This is a genomic window from Arthrobacter sp. 05T420, assembly GCF_056396305.1.
Map to the genome: position 1 here is coordinate 26955 of NZ_JBFTLG010000009.1, position 21958 is coordinate 48912.

General features: G+C 67.5%; 17 protein-coding genes and 1 tRNA gene. 7 read left to right on the forward strand and 11 right to left on the reverse strand.

Features of this window, described 5'->3' with window-relative positions:
* The first annotated feature begins 225 nt into the window (after positions 1–225).
* From AC1DEM_RS10295 to AC1DEM_RS10315, 5 genes are all read left to right on the forward strand, one after another.
* Complete coding sequence (locus AC1DEM_RS10295) at positions 226–2286, forward strand: phosphocholine-specific phospholipase C (protein WP_476884269.1); 2061 nt, start codon at positions 226–228, stop codon at positions 2284–2286.
* Positions 2287–2546: 260 nt separating this feature from the next.
* Entirely contained in the window at positions 2547–3623 is a 1077-nt protein-coding gene (locus tag AC1DEM_RS10300) for a hypothetical protein (RefSeq protein ID WP_476884270.1), read from the forward strand.
* Between the two features lie 403 nt (positions 3624–4026).
* Positions 4027–5466 carry a bifunctional glycosyltransferase family 2/GtrA family protein gene (locus AC1DEM_RS10305; RefSeq protein ID WP_476884271.1) on the forward strand — a complete coding sequence of 480 codons (1440 nt, stop codon included), beginning with the start codon at positions 4027–4029 and terminating at the stop codon, positions 5464–5466.
* Positions 5467–7560, forward strand: coding sequence for a glycosyltransferase family 39 protein (locus AC1DEM_RS10310; RefSeq protein ID WP_476884272.1), 2094 nt, complete (start codon positions 5467–5469; stop codon positions 7558–7560).
* Positions 7561–7566: 6 nt separating this feature from the next.
* On the forward strand, positions 7567–9690 hold the full coding sequence (locus AC1DEM_RS10315) for an ArnT family glycosyltransferase (protein WP_476884273.1): 2124 nt from the start codon (positions 7567–7569) through the stop codon (positions 9688–9690).
* An 87-nt stretch (positions 9691–9777) separates the two neighbouring features.
* Here the strand turns inward: AC1DEM_RS10315 and AC1DEM_RS10320 are convergent, their stop codons facing one another.
* The 4 genes from AC1DEM_RS10320 to AC1DEM_RS10335 form a co-directional block, all read right to left on the reverse strand.
* On the reverse strand, positions 9778–10458 hold the full coding sequence (locus AC1DEM_RS10320; protein WP_476884274.1) for an HAD-IA family hydrolase: 681 nt from the start codon (positions 10456–10458) through the stop codon (positions 9778–9780).
* A gap of 88 nt (positions 10459–10546) precedes the next feature.
* Positions 10547–10924 carry a glyoxalase superfamily protein gene (locus AC1DEM_RS10325; RefSeq protein ID WP_476884275.1) on the reverse strand — a complete coding sequence of 126 codons (378 nt, stop codon included), beginning with the start codon at positions 10922–10924 and terminating at the stop codon, positions 10547–10549.
* A 58-nt stretch (positions 10925–10982) separates the two neighbouring features.
* Positions 10983–11618 (reverse strand): uracil phosphoribosyltransferase, encoded by a 636-nt coding sequence (gene upp / locus AC1DEM_RS10330; protein ID WP_476884276.1) that lies wholly within the window; start codon positions 11616–11618, stop codon positions 10983–10985.
* A gap of 12 nt (positions 11619–11630) precedes the next feature.
* The gene (locus AC1DEM_RS10335; protein ID WP_476884277.1) at positions 11631–12497 is read right to left on the reverse strand and encodes a phosphatase PAP2 family protein; all 867 of its coding nucleotides are present in this window, start codon (positions 12495–12497) and stop codon (positions 11631–11633) included.
* Positions 12498–12587: 90 nt separating this feature from the next.
* Between AC1DEM_RS10335 and AC1DEM_RS10340 the strand changes: the two genes are divergently transcribed.
* Positions 12588–13088, forward strand: coding sequence for a nucleoside deaminase (locus AC1DEM_RS10340; RefSeq protein ID WP_476884278.1), 501 nt, complete (start codon positions 12588–12590; stop codon positions 13086–13088).
* A gap of 10 nt (positions 13089–13098) precedes the next feature.
* On the opposite strand, the gene AC1DEM_RS10345 is transcribed toward AC1DEM_RS10340, so the two are convergent.
* From AC1DEM_RS10345 to AC1DEM_RS10360, 4 genes are read right to left on the reverse strand one after another with little or no spacing between them, the layout of a single operon-like run.
* Positions 13099–14409, reverse strand: a complete 1311-nt coding sequence (locus AC1DEM_RS10345; protein ID WP_476884279.1) for a DNA glycosylase AlkZ-like family protein — start codon at positions 14407–14409, stop codon at positions 13099–13101.
* Between the two features lie 35 nt (positions 14410–14444).
* Positions 14445–15602 (reverse strand): glycosyltransferase family 4 protein, encoded by a 1158-nt coding sequence (locus tag AC1DEM_RS10350; protein ID WP_476884280.1) that lies wholly within the window; start codon positions 15600–15602, stop codon positions 14445–14447.
* Between the two features lie 9 nt (positions 15603–15611).
* Positions 15612–16010 (reverse strand): 6-pyruvoyl trahydropterin synthase family protein, encoded by a 399-nt coding sequence (locus AC1DEM_RS10355; RefSeq protein WP_476884281.1) that lies wholly within the window; start codon positions 16008–16010, stop codon positions 15612–15614.
* Between the two features lie 3 nt (positions 16011–16013).
* The gene (locus tag AC1DEM_RS10360; protein ID WP_476884282.1) at positions 16014–17075 is read right to left on the reverse strand and encodes a zinc-dependent alcohol dehydrogenase; all 1062 of its coding nucleotides are present in this window, start codon (positions 17073–17075) and stop codon (positions 16014–16016) included.
* 127 nt (positions 17076–17202) lie between these two features.
* Between AC1DEM_RS10360 and AC1DEM_RS10365 the strand changes: the two genes are divergently transcribed.
* Positions 17203–17289: transfer RNA gene (locus AC1DEM_RS10365), tRNA-Ser, on the forward strand.
* 718 nt (positions 17290–18007) lie between these two features.
* Here the strand turns inward: AC1DEM_RS10365 and AC1DEM_RS10370 are convergent.
* The 3 genes from AC1DEM_RS10370 to AC1DEM_RS10380 form a co-directional block, all read right to left on the reverse strand.
* Positions 18008–18481 (reverse strand): hypothetical protein, encoded by a 474-nt coding sequence (locus AC1DEM_RS10370; protein ID WP_476884283.1) that lies wholly within the window; start codon positions 18479–18481, stop codon positions 18008–18010.
* Positions 18482–18663: 182 nt separating this feature from the next.
* Positions 18664–19704 carry a hemolysin family protein gene (locus AC1DEM_RS10375; protein ID WP_476884284.1) on the reverse strand — a complete coding sequence of 347 codons (1041 nt, stop codon included), beginning with the start codon at positions 19702–19704 and terminating at the stop codon, positions 18664–18666.
* Entirely contained in the window at positions 19697–21058 is a 1362-nt protein-coding gene (locus AC1DEM_RS10380; RefSeq protein WP_476884285.1) for a hemolysin family protein, read from the reverse strand. Before AC1DEM_RS10380 ends, AC1DEM_RS10375 begins: the two co-directional genes overlap by 8 nt.
* Positions 21059–21958: the final 900 nt, after the last annotated feature.

Sequence of the window (21958 nt, forward strand, 5' to 3'; positions counted from 1 at the left end):
CGCCGTCCAGGGGCGCCTGGGAGCAGACGGGGGACCGCTGACCACTCAGAGCAAGCACGACCACTACACAGAACCCCTGCGTGGTGCCGGATGTTGCAGCCACGCTGTCCTTCCCTGCCATGCATGTCGCGCAAAGTTCACCAGGCCTATGCCGAGCCTTTACCTGGCACTGGCACAGTCCTTCTGGGGTTACCAGTAAGTAACACAGTGCATTAGGAGCAGCTCATGGCAGGTTTGGACCGTCGACGTTTTCTTCAGCTATCGGGCGCGGGAGCAGCAAGTGCCGCGATCTCGCAGATGCTGGGGCAGAGTATCGCCCGTGCCGCGGAGATCCCGGCCAACCGGGCCACGGGCTCGATCAAGGATGTCGAGCATGTTGTGATCTTTATGCAGGAGAATCGGGCGTTGGACCACTACTTCGGGACTCTGAAGGGTGTGCGCGGCTTTGGGGATCCGCATCCCGCTGTGCTGCCCAGCAACAAGAATGTGTGGCATCAGAACAATGGCAGCCGCGACGTTCTCCCGTACCACCCGGACGCGCCGGACCTGGGCATGCAGTTCATGGAGGACCTCGACCACTCCTGGGAGCTCACCCACGAGGCGTTCAACAACGGCAAGTACGATCAGTGGCTGCCGGCGAAGTCCGAGGCCACGATGGCGTTCTACGAGCGCAAGGACATTCCGTTCCACTTCGCCCTTGCCGACGCGTTCACGGTTTGCGACCAGTACCACTGCTCGGTCCTTGGCCCCACGGACCCGAACCGCTACTTCATGTTCGCCGGCGGTGATGACCCGGGCCGCAAGGGCGGCGGCCCGGACTTGTGGAACGGTGAGAACAGGTACTGGTGGAGCACCTACCCGGAGGAGCTTGAGAAGGCCGGAGTTTCGTGGAAGGTCTACCAGGACATCGGTGACGGCCTAGACGCCACGGGTTACTGGGGCTGGACCAACGACGCGTATATCGGCAACTACGGCGATAACTCGCTCTTGTACTTCAAGCAGTACCAGGACGCCAAGCCGGGGACGCCCTTGTATGAGAAGGCGCGGACAGGGACGAATTGCAAGGCCGGCGATGACCTCTTCCGGGTCCTCCGCGAGGACGTTTCGGGCGGCACGCTCCCCCAGGTCTCCTACATTGTGGCCCCGGAGGCCTACTCGGAGCACTCGAACTGGCCGCCGAACTTCGGTGCCTGGTACGCGGCAAACATCCTGGACATCCTCACCTCCAACCCGGAGGTGTGGAGCAAGACGGCAGTGCTGTTCATGTACGACGAGAACGACGGCTTCTTCGACCACATCGTCCCGCCGCACCCGAACACCCCGCAGGTCCCGGGCGCCTCCACGGTCTCCACTGCCGGCGAGTGGTACGACGGCAGCCCGACCTATTACGGCAGCAAGGACGTTCCGGGACACTTCGGCCTCGGCGTGCGCGTGCCGATGATCGTGGCCTCGCCGTGGAGCATGGGCGGCTGGGTGTGTTCCGAGACCTTCGACCACACCTCCATCGTCCGCTTCCTCGAGGCCCGCTTCGGCGTCGCCTCACCGAACATCACGCCGTGGCGCCGTGCAGTCAGCGGCGACCTCACCAGCGCGTTCGACTTCTCCGCCAGCGGCGGCGCGGCGCCGGCCATGCCGGACACCTCGGCATACAAGCCTGTTGACCACCAGCGCCACCCGAGCTACGTCCCGACGCCCCCGGTGACAAACTCGATGCCCGCGCAGGAGAGGGGCACCCGTCCATCCCGCGCGCTCGGCTACGCCCTCGATGTCGAGACGAAGATCGACGCCGGCCAGCTCACCGCCCGCTGGGCGAACCGGGGCACCCTCGGCGCGCACGTGCAGGTCCGCTCGAACCTTCTCCCGCAGGCCCCGTACTCATACACCATCGGGGCAACAGCGGCCCTCGACGCGTCCTGGGCGCTCGGCGCCGAGTACGACGTGCACATGCACGGCCCGGCAGGCTGGTACCGCCGCCTCGCCGGCACGACGGCCGCCGCGGACCTCCGTGTCACGGTTACCGCCGACGGCAAATCGCCGCACGCACAGTTCCGGATCGAGAACACCGGCTCCGCGGGCGCAGCCCTGACCTTCAAGGACGCCTACGGGGCCGGTTCCCAGTCGCTTTCACTCAACCCGGGCCAGGGCAAGACCGTCGCCATCCCCACCCAGGGCGGCTGGTACGACCTGACAATCACCTCCGCCGCGGACGCCAAGCTTATCCGGGTCCTGGCCGGCAGGCTCGAGAACGGCCGACCGCTCACGAGCGACCCCCAGCTGGGTCGATGACAGGCACCGGCCGGGGCGTCAAACGTCAGCTTGGGGCTCTCACCCCAACCGGATGCTCAGGGCCCCTCGGACCGGGGCCTGTCTGACGAAGGCCGCCGCAGTGCCAGTATCCAACGCAGGTCTGGGAAGGAGTGATCTGACAGCACCGACCGAGGCCGGGCCGGATTCTGGCAGGAAAGATTCATGTCGCCGACTCTTGGAATTCAGCTCGTGCCAATAGTCTCGTCCGGGGATCCGGAGACCACGACGAGGAGAGTTCCATGCGTTCAATGACAAGATTCGCGGCCGCCACGGTCGGGGCCGTCCTGCTGTCAACCACTCTGCTGGCTCCGCCGGCGCTGGCAGCCAACAACGGCAACGACGCAGGACAGACTAACGGCAACGGGCACCAAGGCAACACCCATGGCTTCAGCTTCGGAGTGATCGGCGACGTACCCTACGGTGACGCTGAAATCCAAGCGTTCCCGTCCTACATTCAGGACCTCAACGCACACAAGGAACTGAACTTTGTCGCGCACGTCGGAGACATCAAGAATGGATCTTCCCAGTGCACTGACCAGTACTTCGAAGCCATCAAAAAAAACTTTGACAGCTTCACCGCACCGCTCGTCTACACCCCGGGCGACAACGAGTGGACAGACTGCCACCGCTCGAACAACGGAGCCTACAACCCCTTGGAAAGACTCGCCAAGGTTCGGGACCTCTTCTTCCCCAAGCCCGGGCTCACGCTCGGTGCACCCATGAAGGTGAAGTCGCAGGCCAAGGAAGGCTTCCCGGAGAACGTCAGCTTCCGCAAGCATGAGGTCGCCTTCACGGCCGTCAACATTACCGGCAGTAATAACTCGATGCTGCCTTGGACCGGGCTCGGCCAAACCCAGCCCACTGCCGCCCAACTGGATGAGGTTAAGCAACGGACCCGAGCGGATATCGAGGAGTTGAAGAACACCTTCCGGACGGCGCAAAACAACGGTGACCGGGCCGTCGTCGTGATGACGCAGGCCGACATGTTCGACCCGACAATCACGGCTCCGTCCCAGAGTGATTTCGGTGCTTTCAGGGCCCTGGTGCAGACCCTGATCGAGGAATCCAACTCTTTCAGCGGCCCGGTCTATCTGATCAACGGCGACAGCCACGTTTACAACCAGGACCATCCCCTCGCGGCCGGCTCGGCCTGGCTATCCTTCTACGGCCAAGCCACAGCGGCGAAGAACCTGACGCGAGTCACTGTGGATGGCTCCAACAATGCGAAGGACTGGCTCAAAGTCACCGTCAATCCGGAGCATTCAACGAGCGTCATGTCGTTCGAACGGGTCCCGTTCACGCACCCAGCTTCCTAGGCAGGACTATCCGGGCGATGCCCGGCGCGGTTGAAGACGCCGAGCAGTCAAAGACAGCGGCCTATTGAAGCCCTGTATGAGGTTGAGGGAACCACTAAATATGCGTGGGTGAGACCTATGAGAATCCCACGGCAGACAGGCCAGCCGGGACATCCCGATGAAGCAGAAAGCTCCTCGACTCCGGATATGACCTCCGTATGTTTGGCCCGCAGCGCCTATCGTCTAAAACGCGAATGCGTCGTCCTAAGTGCTGGCCATGGCGAACCGTCCCGGAAACCGCCCACATGGATCCGGGGCCTCCTTTGCGTATCCCCGGCCGGACCTGCCGGACTGGCCGGACTTCCACAGCCGCCGCACAGCCTGACCATAAAGCCCACATATGGGCCGCCGGGAAGGTTGAGCCATGACATCCACAGACCAGGCCACAGGAACCCTGCCCCGCGCCACGGCGACGCCGGCCGGCCCGGCGGCACCGGCCGCACGGTCAGGGCTTGCCCTGACCGACGCGCCCGTCCCGGCCCCGACCGCCGGGCCACTTGCCGGACCCGGCGGCCGGCGCTCAGCCATTGATACGCGTACCAGTACACCCGTGCTGGACATCACCATCCCGGTCTTCAACGAAGAACGGGATCTCGAAGCATGCCTACGCCGGCTCCATGCGTACCTTCTCGGCGCCTTCCCGCACTCCTTCCGGATCACAGTGGCGGACAACGCCAGCACCGACGGAACGCTCAAGGCGGCGGAACGCGTAGCCCGCGAGCTGCGCGAAGTGACAGTTGTCCATATGGCCGAAAAGGGCCGCGGAAACGCGCTTCGCAAGGTGTGGCTTGCCTCGCCGTCGCCGGTCCTGGCATACATGGACGTGGATCTTTCCACTGATCTGGCCGCCCTCGGGCCGCTCCTCGCGCCGCTCATTTCGGGGCACTCCGACCTGGCGATCGGGACGCGGTTGACCCGCAACTCGCGCGTGGTCCGGGGACCCAAGCGCGAATTCATCTCGCGCAGCTACAACCTGCTGCTGCAGTCCCTCATGGGCGCCCACTTCAGCGATGCGCAGTGCGGTTTCAAGGCGATCCGGGCGGACGTGGCGCGGCAGCTGCTCCCCCACACGCTGGACAACGCCTGGTTCTTCGACACCGAGCTGCTGGTCTTGGCGGAAAAGTGCGGCCTGCGCGTCCACGAAGTCCCGGTGGACTGGACCGACGACCCTGATTCCAGCGTGGACATCGTCCAGACTGCCCTCGCCGATTTGCGCGGCATGGCACGGTTGAGCCGGGACCTGGTCTCGGGCCGGGTCCCGGTGCCCGAACTGCGCGCCGCCCTGGCCCGCGGACCGCTGCCGGCCTCCTCCCGGACCCAGGAACAAAGCTCCGGCGGAAGCCTCTTCGGGCAGCTGGTCCGATTCGGCAGCATCGGCGTCGCCTCCACGCTGGCCTACCTGGCGATTTTCCTGCTCTGCCGCGGGATCATGGACCCGCAGCTGGCAAATTTCCTTGCGTTGCTCACCACCGCCGTAGCCAACACCGCGGCCAACCGTCGCTTCACGTTCGGCATCCAGGGCAGCAGCCAGGCGGCACGCCACCATTTCGAGGGACTGCTGGTCTTCGGGATCGGGCTGGCCCTGACCTCGGGCGCCTTGGCCCTGGTGCACGCCGCGTCGGGAGCGGCACCGGACCGCTGGCTTGAACTGCTCGTGGTCACCGCCGCCAACCTGGCCGCCACAGCCGTGAAATTCCTGCTCTTCCGGCTGGTGGTCTTCCGCGACCGGCCCGGCGTCACGAATGCTGTTCCGGCGCCCGCCGTCCGCGATGCCTCCCTCCCCCGCACAGAAAAGGCCAAGTAAATGACGGCAACCATCAGCCCCACCACCGGAGCCCAGTCAGGTTCACCGGCCGGCAGCCCGCCGGCAGCCCAGGAAACGCCTGGCACACTACCTGGGGACGCCGGGACGACCACCCGCCGGCCCGCAGCCCACGTGTCCGCAACCCAGCCTCCCGCAACCCAGAGCCGCCGCGACCGCCTGCTGTTCGGACCGCAGTCCCGGTGGGTGCGGCCCTCGGCGGCGCTGCTGCTGGTGGTCACCGCGGCGTTGTACCTGTGGAACCTGGAAGCCACCGGCTACGCCAACTCCTTCTACGCCGCGGCGATCCAAGCCGGGACCAAGGACTGGACCGCGCTGCTGTTCGGTTCCCTCGACGCCGGCAATGCCATCACGGTGGATAAGCCGCCGGCCGCCCTCTGGATTCCCGCCCTCGCGGGACGGATCTTCGGCTTCTCGGCACTGAGCATGCTCATTCCCCAGGCACTCATGGGAGTAGCCGCCGTCGGGCTTCTCTACCTGACCGTCAAGCGGGTGTCCGGACCGGCTGCGGGCCTGCTCGCCGGCGGCGCCCTGGCGCTGACCCCGGTGGCCGCCCTGATGTTCCGGTTCAACAACCCGGACGCGATGCTCACCCTGTGCCTGGTGCTGGCCGCCTACCTCACCACGCGCGCCATTGAGAAGGCAGGGTGGAAGTGGCTCGCCGCGGCCGGCGCCGTGATCGGCCTGGCCTTCCTGTCCAAGATGCTGCAGGGCTTCCTGATCGTTCCCGCGTTGGCCCTGGCCTACCTGTGGGCGGCACCCACCACGCTCGGCCGCCGGCTCCTGCACCTGCTGGCCGCCGCCGCCGGGATTGCCGTGGTGGCCGGAAGCTACCTTGTGCTGTTCCAACTGACTCCCACCTCGGTCCGCCCGTACATGGCGGGCTCGGAGACCAACAGCTTCCTGGAACTCACGTTCGGCTACAACGGCCTGGGCCGGATCACCGGGTCCGGCGGAGGCATTCCTGCCGGAGGCAATCTGGGCGGGAACTTTGGCGGGAACGCCGGCGGCCCCGGCGGCAACGGAAACGTGGGCTTCGGCGGCACGCCCGGGATCACCCGGATGTTCGGGACCAGTTTCGGCGGCGAGGTGTCCTGGCTCCTGCCGGCGGCCCTGATCCTGCTGGCGGCCGGGCTCTGGTTCACCCGGCGCGAGGCCAGGACCTCAAAAACCCGTGCGGCGCTGCTGCTGTGGGGCGGCTGGCTGGTGATCACGGCCGGAATCTTCAGCTTCATGAGCGGCACCGTGCATCCGTACTATGCCGTGGCGCTGGCCCCTGCGATCGCGGCCGTGGCGGGCATCGGCTCCGTGGAGCTGTGGCGGGGCCGGGCCTACTGGCCGGCCCGGGTTGTCCTAGCCGTGACAGTACTGGCCACCTCGGTCTGGTCCGCCGTACTCCTGGGCCGCGATCCTGCCTGGCTTCCCGGGCTCCGGGTGATCGCGGTGGTCCTGGGCGTGCTTGCGGCCGCGGCGTTAATCCTGCGGGCAGACAGCCTGGCTGCCCTCCCGGTGCGGTTCCGCAAGGCCGCCACGGCGGGGGTCGTGATCCTCGCACTGCTCGCCGGCGGCCTCGGGAGCACCGCCTGGACGCTGGCCACCGTGGCTCAGCCGCATTCCGGCTCGATCCCCACGTCCGGTCCCACCGCGTCCGCGATGGGCGGCGGCTTCGGGGCAGTAGGCAGGGCCGGCAGTGCCGGTGCTGATGGCGGCGCCGGTGGCGCGGCCGGTGGCGGCCCCGGCGGGGAAACGTCCTCGACAGAGCTGACGGCGCTCCTGAAGTCCTCCGGCGCCAAGTGGTCCGCGATTGTCTCCGGCGCCACCCAGGCCGCGAGCCTGGAACTCGCCACCGGCACCAGCGTGATCGCACTCGGCGGCTGGAACGGCGGCGACCCTTACCCGACGCTCGCGCAGTTCCAGGCGATGGTGGACCGCGGCGAGATCGGCTACTTCATCTCCGGCGGCATGGGCGGCATGGGCGGGGGCCGCGGGGGCAACTCCGAGGTCGCCACCTGGGTCGCGGCCAACTACCAGGCCCAGACCGTGGGCAACACCACCGTCTACAAGCTGGGAGCATAAGCCGCCATGACTGACACCGTGAGCCCCAGCGCGGCACCGGCCCGCACACCAGGCCCGCCGCAGCCGCAAGTCCCGGAAGTCCCGGAAGTCCCGGAAGTCCCGGAAGATCGTCGGCGCCTGGCGGCCCCGGCTGCCGGCGGCACGCGCGCCGTCTCCGACGCCCGGCCGTTGCGGCGGCGGCTGGAACTCGCGGCGTTGCTACTGTTCACGGCCGCGCTCTACCTGTGGAACCTCGGCGCCTCCGGCTGGGCGAACGCCTTCTACTCCGCGGCGGCCCAGGCGGGGTCGCAGGACTGGGCGGCCTGGTTCTTTGGCTCGTTCGACTCAGCCAACGCCATCACCGTGGACAAGCCGCCGGCGTCAGTGTGGGTGATGGGGTTGTCGGTGCGGATCTTCGGGTTGAGTTCCTGGAGCGTCCTCGTGCCGCAGGCGCTCATGGGGGTCGGCACGGCCTGGCTCCTCTATCTGGCCGTACGCCGGGCCGCGGCCCCCGCCACGGCCGACGCCCGTCTGGCCCACCGCGCGGGCCTCCTCGCCGGCGCGGTCATGGCGCTGACCCCGGTGGCCGTGCTGATGTTCCGGTTCAACAACCCCGACGCCCTGCTGGTGCTGTTGATGACCGCGGCCGCCTACGCCGTGTTGCGGTCCATCCAGGATGGACGCCTGCGCTGGCTGCTATTCGCCGGGGCGCTCATGGGCTTTGGGTTCCTCACCAAACAGCTGCAGGTCCTGCTGGTGGTACCAGGCTTCGCCGTGGCCTACCTGCTTGCTGCGCCAGCCGCGGCAGGCCGGCGGATCCTTCACCTGCTCGGCGCAGGCGCGGCGATGGCCGTCGCGGCCGGGTGGTGGCTGGCCGCCGTCGAACTCATTCCCGCGGCCAACCGCCCTTACATCGGCGGCTCGCAGAACAACTCCATCCTGGAGCTGACCCTCGGCTACAACGGCCTGGGCCGGCTGACCGGCGATGAAACCGGGAGTGTTGGCGGCAGCAACGGCTGGGGCACGCCCGGGCCGTTCCGGCTCTTCAACAGCGAGTTCGGCGGCCAGATCGCCTGGCTGCTGCCGTCGGTGCTGCTGCTCGGAGCCGGGCTGCTGTGGCTGGGCCGCCGCGCGCCGCGCACCGACGCAGTGCGGGCCTCGGTGATCGTCTGGGGCTCCTGGGTTGTTGTCAGCGGCCTGACGTTCAGCTTCATGGCCGGGATCATCCACCCGTATTACATGGTGGCGCTGGCTCCCGGGATCGCGGGGCTCGCCGGGCTCGGCGGCGTCCTGCTCTGGCAGCGGCGGGACCAGCCTGTAGCGGCCGCCGTCCTCGCCGTCGCGATCGTGGCGGCCGGGGCCATTGCCGCCGTACTCCTCGGCCGCACCGCGGGGTACTTGCCGTGGCTGCGCTGGGTGGCGCTCCTGGGCTCCCTCGCCGCCGCAACCCTGGTCCTGACCGCCGCGACCCCGGGAATCAAGGGATTCAAGGGGATCGCGGGAGTCGAGGGACCGGGGATGAAGGTGTCCGGGATCATGGTGCGGACGACGGCGACGTTCGCCGTTGTCGCCGCCCTCGCCGGACCGCTGGCGTACTCGCTCTCCACCGCGTCCGCGGCGCACAGCGGCTCGATTGTCAGCGCCGGGCCGGCCGTGTCCGGCCGGGGCGGGGCCGGGCTGCCGCCGTCCCTCGGCGGTGCAGCCGGCGGTGGCCTCGGCGGTGCAACGGCGGTGAACGGCACCGGCACTGGCGGCGCTGGCCGCGGCCCTGGAGCGGGCGGGGGCGGCGGAATGGGCGGGCTGCTGGGGGCCAGCACGCCCTCGGCGGCCCTGGTGACCGCGCTGCAGACAGACGCGGGCGCCTACACCTGGGCTGCCGCCGTCGTCGGGTCCAACAACGCCGCCGGCTACCAGCTGGCAACGCAGCTGCCCGTGATGGCCGTGGGCGGGTTCAACGGCACGGACCCTGCGCCCACCCTGGCACAGTTCCAGCAGTACGTGGCCGACGGCAAGATCCACTACTTCATCGCCGGGCGCATGATGCAGGGTGAAAGCGGATCCGACGATGCTGCACAGATTGCCGCGTGGGTGCACGACAATTTCACCGCCCAGACCGTGGGCGGGACCAGCGTGTATCTGCTGGCAGGTTAGGCGGGCTGGGCCCGGCCAGACCGGCGGGGCCGGGCCTCGGCCGGCTCCGGGGCCTCGGCGGGGCCGGGCCTCGGCCGGCCCCGGGGCCTAAAAGGTGAAGGACAGGCTTCGCACTCCGGCGCCGGTGAGGTGCGTGGTCACGGCGACCTCGGCGTAGTCAGGAATGTGAAGGACACCGTCCGGCAGTTCGCCGGCGTTGGGCCCTACCGCCACGGTCCGGATGCCGGCGGCGATGCCCGCAGCGATGCCGGCCGGGGCGTCCTCGAAGATCACCGCATCGGCCGGGGCCACACCCAGCAGGGAGGCCGCCCGGAGGTATCCCTCAGGGTGGGGTTTGCCTTGGCTGACGTCCTCGGACATGACCGATACGGCCGGGACGCGGATCCCCGCGGCTGCCATCCGGACCTCGGCCAGGTCCCGGGAAGCGCTCGTCACCAGCGCTACGGCATCCGGTGGCAGGCTCGCCAGCAGCTCCAAGGCGCCGGGCACCGGGACAATGCCGCGGGTCTCGGCCAGCTCCATCCGTCCCAGCTCGGCGGCGAGGGCGTGGATGTCGGATCCGGGCGGGGCAAATCTGCGGACCGTGTCCATGGCCTGGACCCCATGCGAGGAGCGCAGGATCTCGCCGATTTCCAGGCCGTGGCGCCCGGCAAACGTGGTCCAGACCTGCTCCACGATGCTGGTGGAATCCACCAGCGTGCCGTCCATGTCGAACAGGACGGCGCGGGCGGTCAGGGTGGCAGTACTGGAACGGGCTGGAAGGCTCATGCCTCCATCCTGCCGCATGACCCGGTCTAACCGCTGGGCGGACCTCCCGTTGGTCCGGGGCGAAGCCGCCTCGGACCGTCGGATGGGATCAGCCGTTGGGCCGGTGGGGGATGTACTGCACGGCCCATTTGTTGCCGTCGGGGTCGGCGAAATGGACGAAGTGCCCCCAGTCCTGGACGTCGATGTCGCTGACGTCCACGCCGTTGTCCTTGAGCTGCTTGTGCGCGGTCTGGATGTCGCTGACCACTAGCTGCAGGGATGGAGCCGTGCCGGGCGGGGCGTCGTTGAGGCCTTCCCCGATGGCAATCGAGCAGCCCGAGCCCGGCGGAGTCAGCTGGACGAAACGGATGCCGTCCATGGGCCGCTCGTCGTAGTCGGCGTTGAAGCCCACCTTGTTGACATAGAAATCCTTGGCTCGGTCCACATCGGAGACCGGCACAAACACGAGTTCAAGTTTCCAATCCATGGCGCACACGCTAGCGCGGACCGCGGCAATGCGGAAGGGACCCCCCGGCGAACTGGTCCTAGCCGGCGATGCCGTACAAGCGGTCTCCGGCGTCGCCCAGGCCGGGCACGATGTACGACTTCTCGTCGAGCTTCTCGTCGATCGAGGCCAGGACGATTGTCACGTTGGAGTTGGAGAGCTCTTCCTCCAGCTTGGCCAGGCCCTCCGGGGCGGCGAGGAGGCAGATGCACGTGATGTCGGAGGCGCCGCGCTTGAAGAGGAACTTGATGGCCTCACGCAGGGTTCCGCCGGTGGCCAGCATGGGATCGAGGACGAAGATCTGCCGGTCCGTGAGGTCATCCGGGAGGCGCTCCGCGTACGTGATGATGTCCAGGGTCTCTTCGTCGCGGGCCATGCCCAGAAAGCCGACCTCGGCGGTGGGGACCAGCTTGGTCATGCCCTCGAGCATGCCCAGCCCGGCCCGGAGAATCGGGACCACCAGGGGGGTCGGCTTGGTGAAGTAAGTGCCGATGGTGGTGCTGACGGGCGTCTCGATGGTCTTCGGTTCGGTGCGGACGTCACGCGTGGCTTCGTAGGCCAGGAGCGTGACGAGCTCCTCGGTGAGCTGGCGGAAGACCGGGGACGGGGTGTTCTTGTCCCGCAGAACGGTGAGCTTATGGGCGACCAGCGGGTGGTCCACAACGAGAGTGCGCATGGGTCAAAACTATCACCCGGATGCGGAGGACCGTCCCGCGGGGCCGGGGGTATCGGCGTCGTTCGAGTCGGCCTGTGTAGTGCCGCCGGCAGTGCCGCCGGCAGTGGCGCTGGCGGCGCCGTTATGGAGGTGGGCGGGATGTTCGAAGGTCGGCGCGTCCCCGGCGTGTTCCCGGCGCCGCAGCGCATGGAAGAACCGGTGCGCCATGATCACAATCCCCACCCAGGCCAGCCCGATGACCCACCCGACGATCACGTCGGTCATCCAGTGATGGCCCAGATAGACCCGGCTGAGGCCCATCGCGACGATGAAGATCACACCAGCGGCGATCAGGGCGATCCGAGCGCTGGTCCGTTTGATCTCCAGGCAGGCCAGGTACACCACGAGCGCGATCACCACCGTGGTGTTCAGCGTGTGACCGCTCGGGAACGACGGCGAGGTCTCGTAGGGCGGCACCGCGTCGGCATGGTCCGGGCGGACGCGGCCGATCATTTTTTTGCCCAGGGTTGTGGCAGTCACCGAGACGGCGGCCGCGCCGCCGATCAGGATCAGCGGACGCCAGCTCCGGGACTTGTAGATCAGCAGCGCCGTCAGGATGCTACCAAGGATGGGCATCCCGATCCCGCCGCCGATGTTGGTGAACCCGGTGACAAAGGCGTCCAGACCGGGGCTGCGCAACTGTTCCATGAACGCCAGTGCCGGCTTGTCCAGGTTCGCGAGCCCGGCGTCGTCCACCACGTTGTCGTAGACCTCGGCACTCACCAGCGCCAGGATCACCACCACCACACCGCCGATCAGCATGGTGATCCACAGGGCCGCGTAGGGCACCACCCATTTGCCCCAACGCCGCGCCAGCCAAGTCTCTGTTCCGGTGGTCACGGCCGTCTCCCGACTACTTGACTTCATTGACTACATGGGCCGCACAGCGGAGCTGCACAGCATGCTTAGGATCGAAACTATCATTGACCCATGACTGTCCCCGAGCCGCGCCATGCCGAATGGATGAGCCTTGCCCTGGCCGAGGCCCGGAATGCACTGGCCACCGCGGACGTGCCGATCGGTGCTGTCGTGATCGGACCGGACGGTTCCGTGCTGGGCACCGGGCGAAACGAACGCGAGGCCCTTGGGGACCCGACGGCCCATGCCGAGATGGTGGCCATCCGGGAAGCCGCCGCGCGGTTGCGGGCGCACCGGGCGCTGGAAGGCAAGGGCGACGACGGCTGGCGGCTGGAGGACTGCACCCTGGTGGTGACGCTGGAACCGTGCGCGATGTGCGCAGGAGCGATCGTCCTCGCCAGGATTCCGCGGGTGGTGTTCGGTGCCTGGGATGAGAAGGCAGGCGCCGCGGGTTCCGTGTTCGACATCCTGCGTGAACGCCGGCTCAACCACTGGGTGGAAGTCTTTGCGGGCGTCCGGGAGCAGGAGTGCGCCGCACTCCTGCGGGATTTCTTCGCCGGGCACCGCGCCTGATCCGTTCCGGCTAGCCGGCCGTACCGGCGGCCGGTGACCCTGCCGTGGAGGCTCCTGCAAATGCCGCGAGCGCGTCGATGCGCTTCTGCCGGGAGGCCGGAGAGTCCAGGCTGAAGGCGCGGAAATCACCGAGGTCCTCGAGGATCCAGGCTTCCACCTCGGCGATCCGCTGCGTTACGGCAGGGGTGGGGCCGTGGAACAGCCAGGGCACGATCCTCTCCTTGGCCGGTTCGTACTGCCAGAGCCCGATGATCCGGCCGCGGTCCAGGATGGGGTGGTCCGGGAGATCCGCCTGCAGCGCGAGCGATCCCAGCGCCTGTTTGTGCCGGTCTTCCTCCGCGAGCAGGTCCGCCGCGTTGCGGCGCAGCAGGAACAGGGAGTCTGTTCCTGCCAGCAGCTGGATCTGTTCCCCCGCCGGCTCCTCGAATGCGGCGAGGCGGCCGACGTCCGCGGGCAGCATCCACAGCGGGTCGCCCCCGGTCTCGGCCTGTGACGGGGCCGGCGCGGTGGGCACCTCAACGGCACCGACGGCGGCGAGCGCCGTCTTGCTTTGCGCCACCGTGAACCCTGTGAACCACTGTGATTGCTTGAGAGTTGCTCCGCCGGTCCAGCCCAGGTAGCGGCGGATCAGCTCGGTGCGCGCGGCGTCGTCATCCAGGCCGCTGGGCGCCAGGCCCCAGGGCTCGTAGGCGTAGCGCTGCTGGTCCAGGCGGCCGTTGGCCGGGACGCGGCGGATCTTGCCCTGCGACTGCAGGATCCCCAGGGCGGTGGGCAGCGTGGTGGTGGCGCCCTTCTTCTTGCCTTCCTCGCCGAGGTTCCGGACCGAGTCGCCCAGTTCTTCCTTGAGCTGCCGCGGATCCATCGGCCCCTCCGCCTCGGCGAGCACGTGCAGCACCTGCTCCTCCAGGAGCGTGATTTCGCCTCGTTCCACGCCCAGCCGACCGAGCACCCGGATGGCCTCGGCGGCGTCCTTGCCCAGCTTCAGCGCCCAGGCGAAGTCTTCCCGGCCCAGGACGTAGGTGCAGCCGCGGGCGACGGGCAGTTCGAGAATCCGGTGGGCCAGGACGTCGGTGTCCACCTGTTCGCGGCGGATGCCCGCCCGGGCGAAGAGCGTGAGGTAGGGGTTGGCGCCGCCCACGGACCGGGCCCAGCCTGCCCGGGCGAGAACCTGCTCCGACGTGCATCCGGCCAGCGAGCCGTCCAGGCCCTGCCGGTGCCAGGCCCACGCCCGGAGCCGCTCCGGGGTCAGGCTCTGCGGCTCCGGCAGGTTGACGGGCTCTTCTACCGACGGCGATTGGGAGGCGACAGGGTGGGTGCTCATGGGCTCATTCTCCAACAGCTTCTCTGTCAGCGGTATCAAGAAACCGTATCAACCTGCGCCGCTGGCTTCCCGGATTCGCCGGTTTCGGGAGGTTCCGTTGATTCGTTCGATTCCGGTGAGAGGAGCTCCAGAACTGTACGGGCGGTGGCGTCCCAGCCGGGCAACCGGTCCCGGGCGTCCGCTGCCGCGTCCCGCCAGCGTTTCCTGAGGCCGGCGTCGCCCAGCCAGCGGCGGAGCAGATCCGCCAACGGGGCGGGGTCCGTTCCAAGTCCGACGGCGGCGCCCGGCAGCGGCGTGTCAGGCACCGGCGTGCCAGGCCGGCTGCCCGCCGCCGCCAAGCCGGACAGGCTGCCGGCGGCGAGCGCCTCGACGGCTCCGGTGCCCTCGCGCACCACCACGGGAATACCGCGGGCAAGCGATTCGGTGACTACCAGTCCGTAGGTTTCGGCCCGGGAAATCAGCAGGCTGAGATCGGCCGCGTCCCATTCGGCCTCCAGCGCCGGGCCACGGAGTTCGCCCGGGATGCTGACCCGCCCGGCCAGGCCCAACCGTTCCACGGAGTCCCGGAGCTGCGCGGCATAACCGGGGTCGGTGGTGTCCGAGCCGATCAGGGACCCTGTCCAGGGCAAGTCCGTGAGCCGGGCGAGCGCGTCCAGCAGGAGCGACTGGTCCTTGTTCGGCAGCAGCGCCGCCACGGCGACCAAGTGCGGTACGCCGGCGGACAGGCTTCCCGCCGCCAGCTGGGCGGGCGCAGTACCGGGCAGGGCAACCCTGATGCCGGCCAGGCCGTGCCGGGCGCGGATGCCCGCCGCGGCCGATCCACTCGTGCAAATGACACCGGCCGCGGCCTGCAGGGCCCTGCGTTCATGCTCCGCATGGTCCGGGAGTGGCATGTGCACCAGGATCCAGACCTCTTGCCCCGCCGCGGCGGCCGCCTCCAGTTCGTCGGGCGCGCCGCAGGCGAGGAGGCTGTCCACCAAGGATACGGAGGGCGCCGAGCGCAGCAGCCTGGCCAGGCGCCGCCGGTCCCCCGCGCTGCCCCCTGGCCAGTCGCCGTCGAGCGGGCAGGTTTTCACCGCGGCGCCGAGGGCCCCCAGTCCCCGTGCGAGCGCCGCGTTGTAGACGTTGCCGCCGGAGTTGTGCCGGACGTTGCCGGGCACCACGAACCGGAGGCGAACGCTGGCCGGGGGCATCTGCGGTGCTTAGCGGGCGTCGAAGTCCAGCGAGAAGCTTGCCCAGGCATCGGGAGTCTCGCGCAGGGTGACGTCCAGCCCGGCAAGGTCGCGGCCGTCGTTGCCGACGCGGATCTGGGCGGCGACGGCGTTGGCGATGTACTGTGCCAGGGCCTCGGTGGTGCTCAGCTTTCCGGCGAAGTCGGGGTGCTCGTCGAGGTTCTTGTAGTTCAGCCCCTCGAGGACCTCGTCCAGCACGTCCCCCGCCGCGCCGATGTCCAGCACGATCGCGTCGTCGTTGAGCTCACGACGGCGGAAGGTCACCTCCGTGACGAACGTGGCCCCGTGCAGGCCCTGGGCCGGGCCGAAGGCTTCGCGCGGAAGGCTGTGGGCGATCATGAAGTTTCGGCGGACGGTAAGACTGAACACGGGCTACCTCGTGGCTTCGGTGGGCTGGGCTTGGGCGGATGAGACTTGGATGGATGGGGCCTCAGGGGCTGGGGTTCCGGTGGACGGGTATTCAATGACGTGGCACAGGGCGTCCAGGGTCCCGTCCGCGAGCCGCTGGACTGCGCCGGGGAGCTCCTGGAACGTTGAGGATCCGGTCAGGAACACGTCGAAGACCGGGTCCCGCAGCAGCGACACGGCCAGCGCGAGGCGGTCGGCGTTGGTGCGGCGGTGCCGGCGGGCGCGGGCCACCATCCCCACCTGGCTGGCCCGGATGGACAGACGGCGGGCATGGAAGTCCTCCCCCAGTGGCAGCGAGATCGCCCGGTCGGCGTACCAGGACATTTCGATGATGTCGCCGTCATCGCCCACCAACTGCAGGCTCCGCTGCAGGCCTTCCTGCGAGGCCGAGCAGTGGATCACGATGTCGCAGTCCGGGAGCGCGTCGTCCGGGTGGCTGAAGTCGACGCCGAGGGCGTCCGCGAACGCGCGCTTGGCGGGGTCGACGTCGATCAGCTGGAGCCGCGCGAGCGGAAAACCGGCCAGGAGCTTGGCCACCATGCCGCCGACGAGTCCGGCCCCGATCACGGCAACCCTGTCGCCCAGCCGGGGTCCGGCCTCCCAGATGCCGTTGACAGCGGTTTCCACCGTGCCGGTGAGCACCGCGCGGCGGGCGGGAACGTCGTCGGGAATCACGGTAAGTGATCCGACCGGGACGACGAAGTGGTCCTGGTGCGGGTAGAGGCAGAAAACGGTCTTGCCCGCCCAGCCGTCCGGGCCGGCCTCGACCACGCCCACGGTGAGGTAGCCGAACTTCACCGGGTAGGGGAAGTCCCCCTCCTGGTTGGGCGCGGCCATGGCATCGGCGACGCACGCCGGAACGCTGGCGTGATGGACCACCAGCTCGGTGCCCTTGCTGATGCCCGAATACAGGGTGCGGACCAGCGCCTCCCCGGGACCGGGGGCGGGCAGGTCCTCGCTGCGGAGCTCGCCCTGTTGCGGGCCGACGGTCCAATAGGCGGTGGCGTGCCGTTCAGAAATAGTCATTGTGCTTACGAATCTAGTGCCCACTCTGTTCCTGGGGAAGCGTGCCGCGCGCGTTCGCGGTGCTATGCGGAAGCCGTTGTGGCTCGTTTTGTGGATGAGCGCCTTGCTCCGGTACCCTAGTCAGGTTGGTGACGTGTCCGAGCGGCCGAAGGTGCAACACTCGAAATGTTGTTTGGTGTAAAAGCCAACGTGGGTTCAAATCCCACCGTCACCGCGAGATAGCGAGGCCCCTGCTTCCCTTTATTTACAAGGGAAGCAGGGGCCTTTGCTTTGCCCATGGGGGCTCATTGGCAAAAGATTGGCACAACTTAACTATGGCGCCTCCGGAGAGCCAACAACTTTGCGCTCCCGCCCCGACGTCATCCTTCATGTCCGGCCTGTGATGCCTTGGACGACTGCCGCGCATTGCTGTTCGGAGGTGACGTCGAGCGGGAAGAACTCCGCCAGTGCCTGGCCCTCCATGGGGGCGCGGTCGGCGCCTATGATGAGGGCGCCCCACGCCGCATCCCACAGAAGGCGACCCCAGGGTGTGGCGGCTGGACGATCAGCGGATCATTTATTACAGTCTTGCGGTATCAAATGCAGGGCAAACGGACACGACGTCCGGGAAGGGGGCGCACATCACCGCTGACCAACACCACCAACCCACTGTTTCATCCGCGAAAGCCCCTCCCCGAGGGGCTTTCCTATGTGCCGGGAGCAGGCAGGCGAGAAAATCAAAGACGCGTTCAAGAAAAACTGCCCCCGGACACACACCGGAGATCTACAAGTGGCGAAGGGTGCGGCTCCTGTGGAGCCGCACCCTTCGTCGTCGCACTCCCGCCGCCACACTGCCCTGAAGGTTCGCTGCGGGCGTGCGCTCATCCGCTGCTGCCGCGGCCGGGGACTGGGAAGATCAGGTTTGGATACGCCGGTTGCGTGGTCTCGGAAATTCAGGGCCTTGGGGTCCATTGCCAGTCTACAGTTGAGACGTCCGCGTCCGTCCTGCAGTATTTCCGGCCGGTCGTCGAGTCGTTGTGTCCCACCTTGTAGGTGTAGTCGATGCCGAGCTCGTAACCGCTTGCACCATCCGCGAGCGTGATCTGTTTGAGCCCGCTGGAAAATGCGATTTTGACCAGGGTGACTTTTACCGGGCGCCGCTGTCCGGGTGCCGGTGTTGCACCGGAGGCCTGGTTCTGAAGCTCTTTCAGGCAGATATTTTTCACCCGCTGCGTCACGCCGGGGTCCACGTCGGCAACGGACGGTGGGGACTCCGGAGCGGGCGTCGCCGTCTCCGTGGACACGGCCCGCTCCGGGGAAGTTGTCGGGTCTACCAGTGGGGGCGCGGCCACGGGCTGGCTGCAGGAGACCAAGAGCGTGCCCGAGACCAGCAGGACGCCGATCAGGGTTGGCCCGGATCGATTCATAGCGCCCCCTTGCATTGTCGCTTGTTCCCTGACGGCATCTCCGAAAAGGCCATGCGCCCGGTACTGGACTGGGATGTGCCCGGACCTGGGGGCCGGGCACGTCCAGCTTCGTTGTATCCTTCCGGAATGGCCCTTGGAAAAACTGGGCAGCCGGTGGGAACGGGTCGGGCGCCCCAGGGGTACTACACGCTGGTGGCGTCCTGCACTTCGCCGACGAGTTCTTCGATGATGTCCTCGAGGAACAGCACACCGGTGGTGTTGCCGTCGACGTTGAAGACCCGGGCGACGTGCGCGCCGGTGCGGCGCATGGTGGCCAGGGCGTCCTCCAAATCGTTGCCGAGAAACGCGGAGGCGAGCCGGCGGATCCGCTTGGCCGGCACCGGCAGGTGGAACTTCTCGACGGTGGTGAGGTCCATGACGTCCTTCAGATGAAGGTATCCGGTTGGTTCGGCGTCCTCGTTGGTCAGGATGTAGCGGGAGTATCCGTGCTCGGCCACGGCCCGCTGGATATCCGCCGGGGCCGCCGATTCCGGCAACAGGACCATCCGGGCAATGGGGACCTCGACATCGGCCACCGTCTTCGCCGTGAATTCGAACGCCGCCGTCAGGGTCCCGCTCCTGTCGGTAAGCATGCCATCCCGGGTGGACTGCTCCACGATGGTGGCGACCTCGTCCAGGGTGTAGGCGCTGGTGGCTTCGTCCTTGGGCTCGACTTTGAACAGGCGCAGCGTGGCGTTCGCCAGGCCGTTCAGTGTCCAGATGACGGGCTTGAAGATCCGGGCGACCGTCACCAGCGGCGGGGCCAGGACGAGGGCGGCACGGGTGGGAACCGAGAAGGAGATGTTCTTCGGCACCATCTCTCCCAGGACGACGTGCAGGAAGGTCACCAGCAGGAGAGCGGTGACGAAGGCGATGATGCCAATCGCTTCGCCGGACAGCGAGGTCAGGCCCAGCGGAATCTCGAGCAGGTGGTGGATCGCCGGCTCGGAGACATTCAGGATCACCAGGGAACACACGGTAATGCCGAGCTGGCTGGTGGCCAGCATGAGGGTGGCGTGTTCCATCGCCCAGAGAGTCGTCTTCGCGGCCTTGCTGCCGGCCTCCGCCTTTGGTTCGATCTGGGAACGGCGGGCCGAGATCACGGCGAACTCGGCGCCGACGAAGAACGCGTTGACGGCCAGGAGCACCACCAGCCAGATGATGCCGGGGAGGTAGTCACCCATGGGTCAGCTCCTGTGTCAGGTTGTCAACGATGCGGTCGTGGGCGCTCTTCGGCTCTTCCCCGGTGGCATCCGGGGTGAAGCGGAGCCGCTCGACGTGGTTGCCGGCCATCCGCTCGACCCGCAGGTCCCCGCCGAGAATGGGAACTTCATCGCCAAGTTCCGGGAGGCGGTCGAGCCGGTCTGTGACGAACCCGGCCATCGTGTCGTACTCTTCCCCGTCCGGGACAACAATTCCCGTGCGGTCCAGAAGTTCATCCGGGCGAAGCGAGGCATCAAACGTGATCGCGCGGCCGGTCCGGACCACGCCGGCGCGGGCGCGGTCGTGTTCATCCTCGAGCTCGCCAACAATTTCTTCGACCAGGTCTTCAAGGGTGACGATCCCGGCGGTTCCGCCGTGCTCGTCGGTGACGATGGCTACCTGCAGCCCCTGCTTGCGCAACAGCCCCAGCAGCGTGTCCACGCCCATGGATTCAGGTACCCGCAGCGGTTCGATCATGAGACCGTCCGCCGTCACGCCCGCTCTCTCTTCCAGGGAAACGGCGAACGCCTGCTTGACGTGAACTACCCCCAGAACATCGTCCGGGTCCCGTCCGATGACGGGGAACCGGGAGTAACCGGTCGACGTCGCCAGCCGGACGATGTCCTCCGCCGTGGCATCGGCATGGACCGTGGTCATCCGGACCCGGGGGGTCATGACATCGGCGGCGCTGTGGTCCGAGAAGCGCAGCGTGCGGTGCAGCAGGGCGGCGTGGTCCAGGTCCAGCACCCCTTCCAGGGCGGAACGGCGGACCAGCGAACTGAGCTCCTCGGCGCTACGGGCACCGGAGAGCTCTTCCTTGGGCTCGATCCCGAATGACCGGATGATCTTGTTCGCGGTGTTGTTAAACAGCAGGATCACGGGTTTGAACACCGCTGTGAAGGCTGCCTGGAAGGGGATGACGAGTTTCGCTGTAGCCAGGGGAAGCGCCAGGGCGAAGTTCTTCGGCACCAGCTCACCGATCACCATCGAGAACACGGTGGCGATGAAAATGCCCGCGACAGCGCCGACACCGGGCACCACGGTCTCAGGCAGTCCCGCTGCGAGCAACGGTGAGCGCAGCAGCGAACTGATGGCCGGTTCGAAGGTGTAGCCGGTCAACAGGGTCGTTAGGGTGATGCCGAGCTGGGCACTGGAAAGATGCGTCGAGGTGATCTTCAGCGCCTTGATGGTCGGCGTGAGGCGCTTTTCGCCCTTGGCCTGCCGTGCTTCCAGATCATTCCGGTCCAGATTGACGAGCGCGAACTCGGAGGCAACAAACAAACCGGTGCCGACGGTGAGGACGAGACCGATGCCGATCATGATCCATTCATACATTCGGGCGCCCCTCTCCCGTGATGGCCGGCAATCCGGTCAGAAGGTGGAGGGGCGAGGGCATATGTGAAGGAGGGTCATCCATGGTGCAGCCCAGTCTAGCGGTTGCTGCTAAACGCCCATCCCGAAGCCCCGGCTGAGCCGGCCGGAAAAGTTCCCTGGCGGGGAGCGCATCACGGCCACGGCGTAGTCATGCTGCAGATGTCGCCCGCGCCGGGGAGGCCGGCCGCTATGCCTCCACCACCGGTTGAAGGGTCGGGAACCGGCAGCAGCCTGGCGGCAACGCCCAGCTCCGAAGGAAGTTTCACGTTCACCTACGCACCAGCCGGCGGCGAAAGCCCGGCGACGGGGGCTGCTACGGCCCCGGCAGCCATGATCACGGCCCCCTCGCCTACGACAGCGGCAGCTCCCGAAGCGGCGAAGACCGCGTAACGTCGCCGCTCCGGGGCTATGGGTCAGTTCAGGGAGAATCGAGGGCCTGAATCTGCCCTGAACTGCCCGCAGCCTGCATGAGCAGCGCGGGCCGATCACGGCTCCCCGTCAAGTTGCTCCATCTCCAGGCAGGCGACCTCGCAGGACACGGCACCTATGAGCGCTGCCGCCCTTCAAGGCCAGATCGTTAAGGAAGCAACGTTCGGAGTCCCCAAGCGGAACGAAATTAGCTCCTACGCCTCCGACGCGTCCCCTTGAAGCCATCGCCATTCGTCGATTGATGGGCTACTGACGTGTCGGCAGCGCTTCCTCTACCCACGCAGCTATGGCTCGGGTCGGCTCGGGTTCTTGGCTCGCGTGTCTGAAGATCAAGTCGTACCTGCCCCCAGGAAGTTCTATCGGGAACTCCGATAATTCGCGAAGCTCAGACTTACTATCGTTGTCTCCACCTTGGTAGGTCACGTGCAGCCT

What these genes read in the sequence shown, in the direction of transcription:
- AC1DEM_RS10295 (WP_476884269.1), top strand. Translation starts at nt 226, where the DNA reads ATGGCAGGTTTGGACCGTCGACGTTTTCTTCAGCTATCGGGCGCGGGA.
- AC1DEM_RS10300 (WP_476884270.1), top strand. Translation starts at nt 2,547, where the DNA reads ATGCGTTCAATGACAAGATTCGCGGCCGCCACGGTCGGGGCCGTCCTG.
- AC1DEM_RS10305 (WP_476884271.1), top strand. Translation starts at nt 4,027, where the DNA reads ATGACATCCACAGACCAGGCCACAGGAACCCTGCCCCGCGCCACGGCG.
- AC1DEM_RS10310 (WP_476884272.1), top strand. Translation starts at nt 5,467, where the DNA reads ATGACGGCAACCATCAGCCCCACCACCGGAGCCCAGTCAGGTTCACCG.
- AC1DEM_RS10315 (WP_476884273.1), top strand. Translation starts at nt 7,567, where the DNA reads ATGACTGACACCGTGAGCCCCAGCGCGGCACCGGCCCGCACACCAGGC.
- AC1DEM_RS10320 (WP_476884274.1), bottom strand. Translation starts at nt 10,458, where the DNA reads ATGAGCCTTCCAGCCCGTTCCAGTACTGCCACCCTGACCGCCCGCGCC.
- AC1DEM_RS10325 (WP_476884275.1), bottom strand. Translation starts at nt 10,924, where the DNA reads ATGGATTGGAAACTTGAACTCGTGTTTGTGCCGGTCTCCGATGTGGAC.
- upp (WP_476884276.1), bottom strand. Translation starts at nt 11,618, where the DNA reads ATGCGCACTCTCGTTGTGGACCACCCGCTGGTCGCCCATAAGCTCACC.
- AC1DEM_RS10340 (WP_476884278.1), top strand. Translation starts at nt 12,588, where the DNA reads ATGACTGTCCCCGAGCCGCGCCATGCCGAATGGATGAGCCTTGCCCTG.
- AC1DEM_RS10345 (WP_476884279.1), bottom strand. Translation starts at nt 14,409, where the DNA reads ATGAGCACCCACCCTGTCGCCTCCCAATCGCCGTCGGTAGAAGAGCCC.
- AC1DEM_RS10350 (WP_476884280.1), bottom strand. Translation starts at nt 15,602, where the DNA reads ATGCCCCCGGCCAGCGTTCGCCTCCGGTTCGTGGTGCCCGGCAACGTC.
- AC1DEM_RS10360 (WP_476884282.1), bottom strand. Translation starts at nt 17,075, where the DNA reads ATGACTATTTCTGAACGGCACGCCACCGCCTATTGGACCGTCGGCCCG.
- AC1DEM_RS10370 (WP_476884283.1), bottom strand. Translation starts at nt 18,481, where the DNA reads ATGAATCGATCCGGGCCAACCCTGATCGGCGTCCTGCTGGTCTCGGGC.
- AC1DEM_RS10375 (WP_476884284.1), bottom strand. Translation starts at nt 19,704, where the DNA reads ATGGGTGACTACCTCCCCGGCATCATCTGGCTGGTGGTGCTCCTGGCC.
- AC1DEM_RS10380 (WP_476884285.1), bottom strand. Translation starts at nt 21,058, where the DNA reads ATGTATGAATGGATCATGATCGGCATCGGTCTCGTCCTCACCGTCGGC.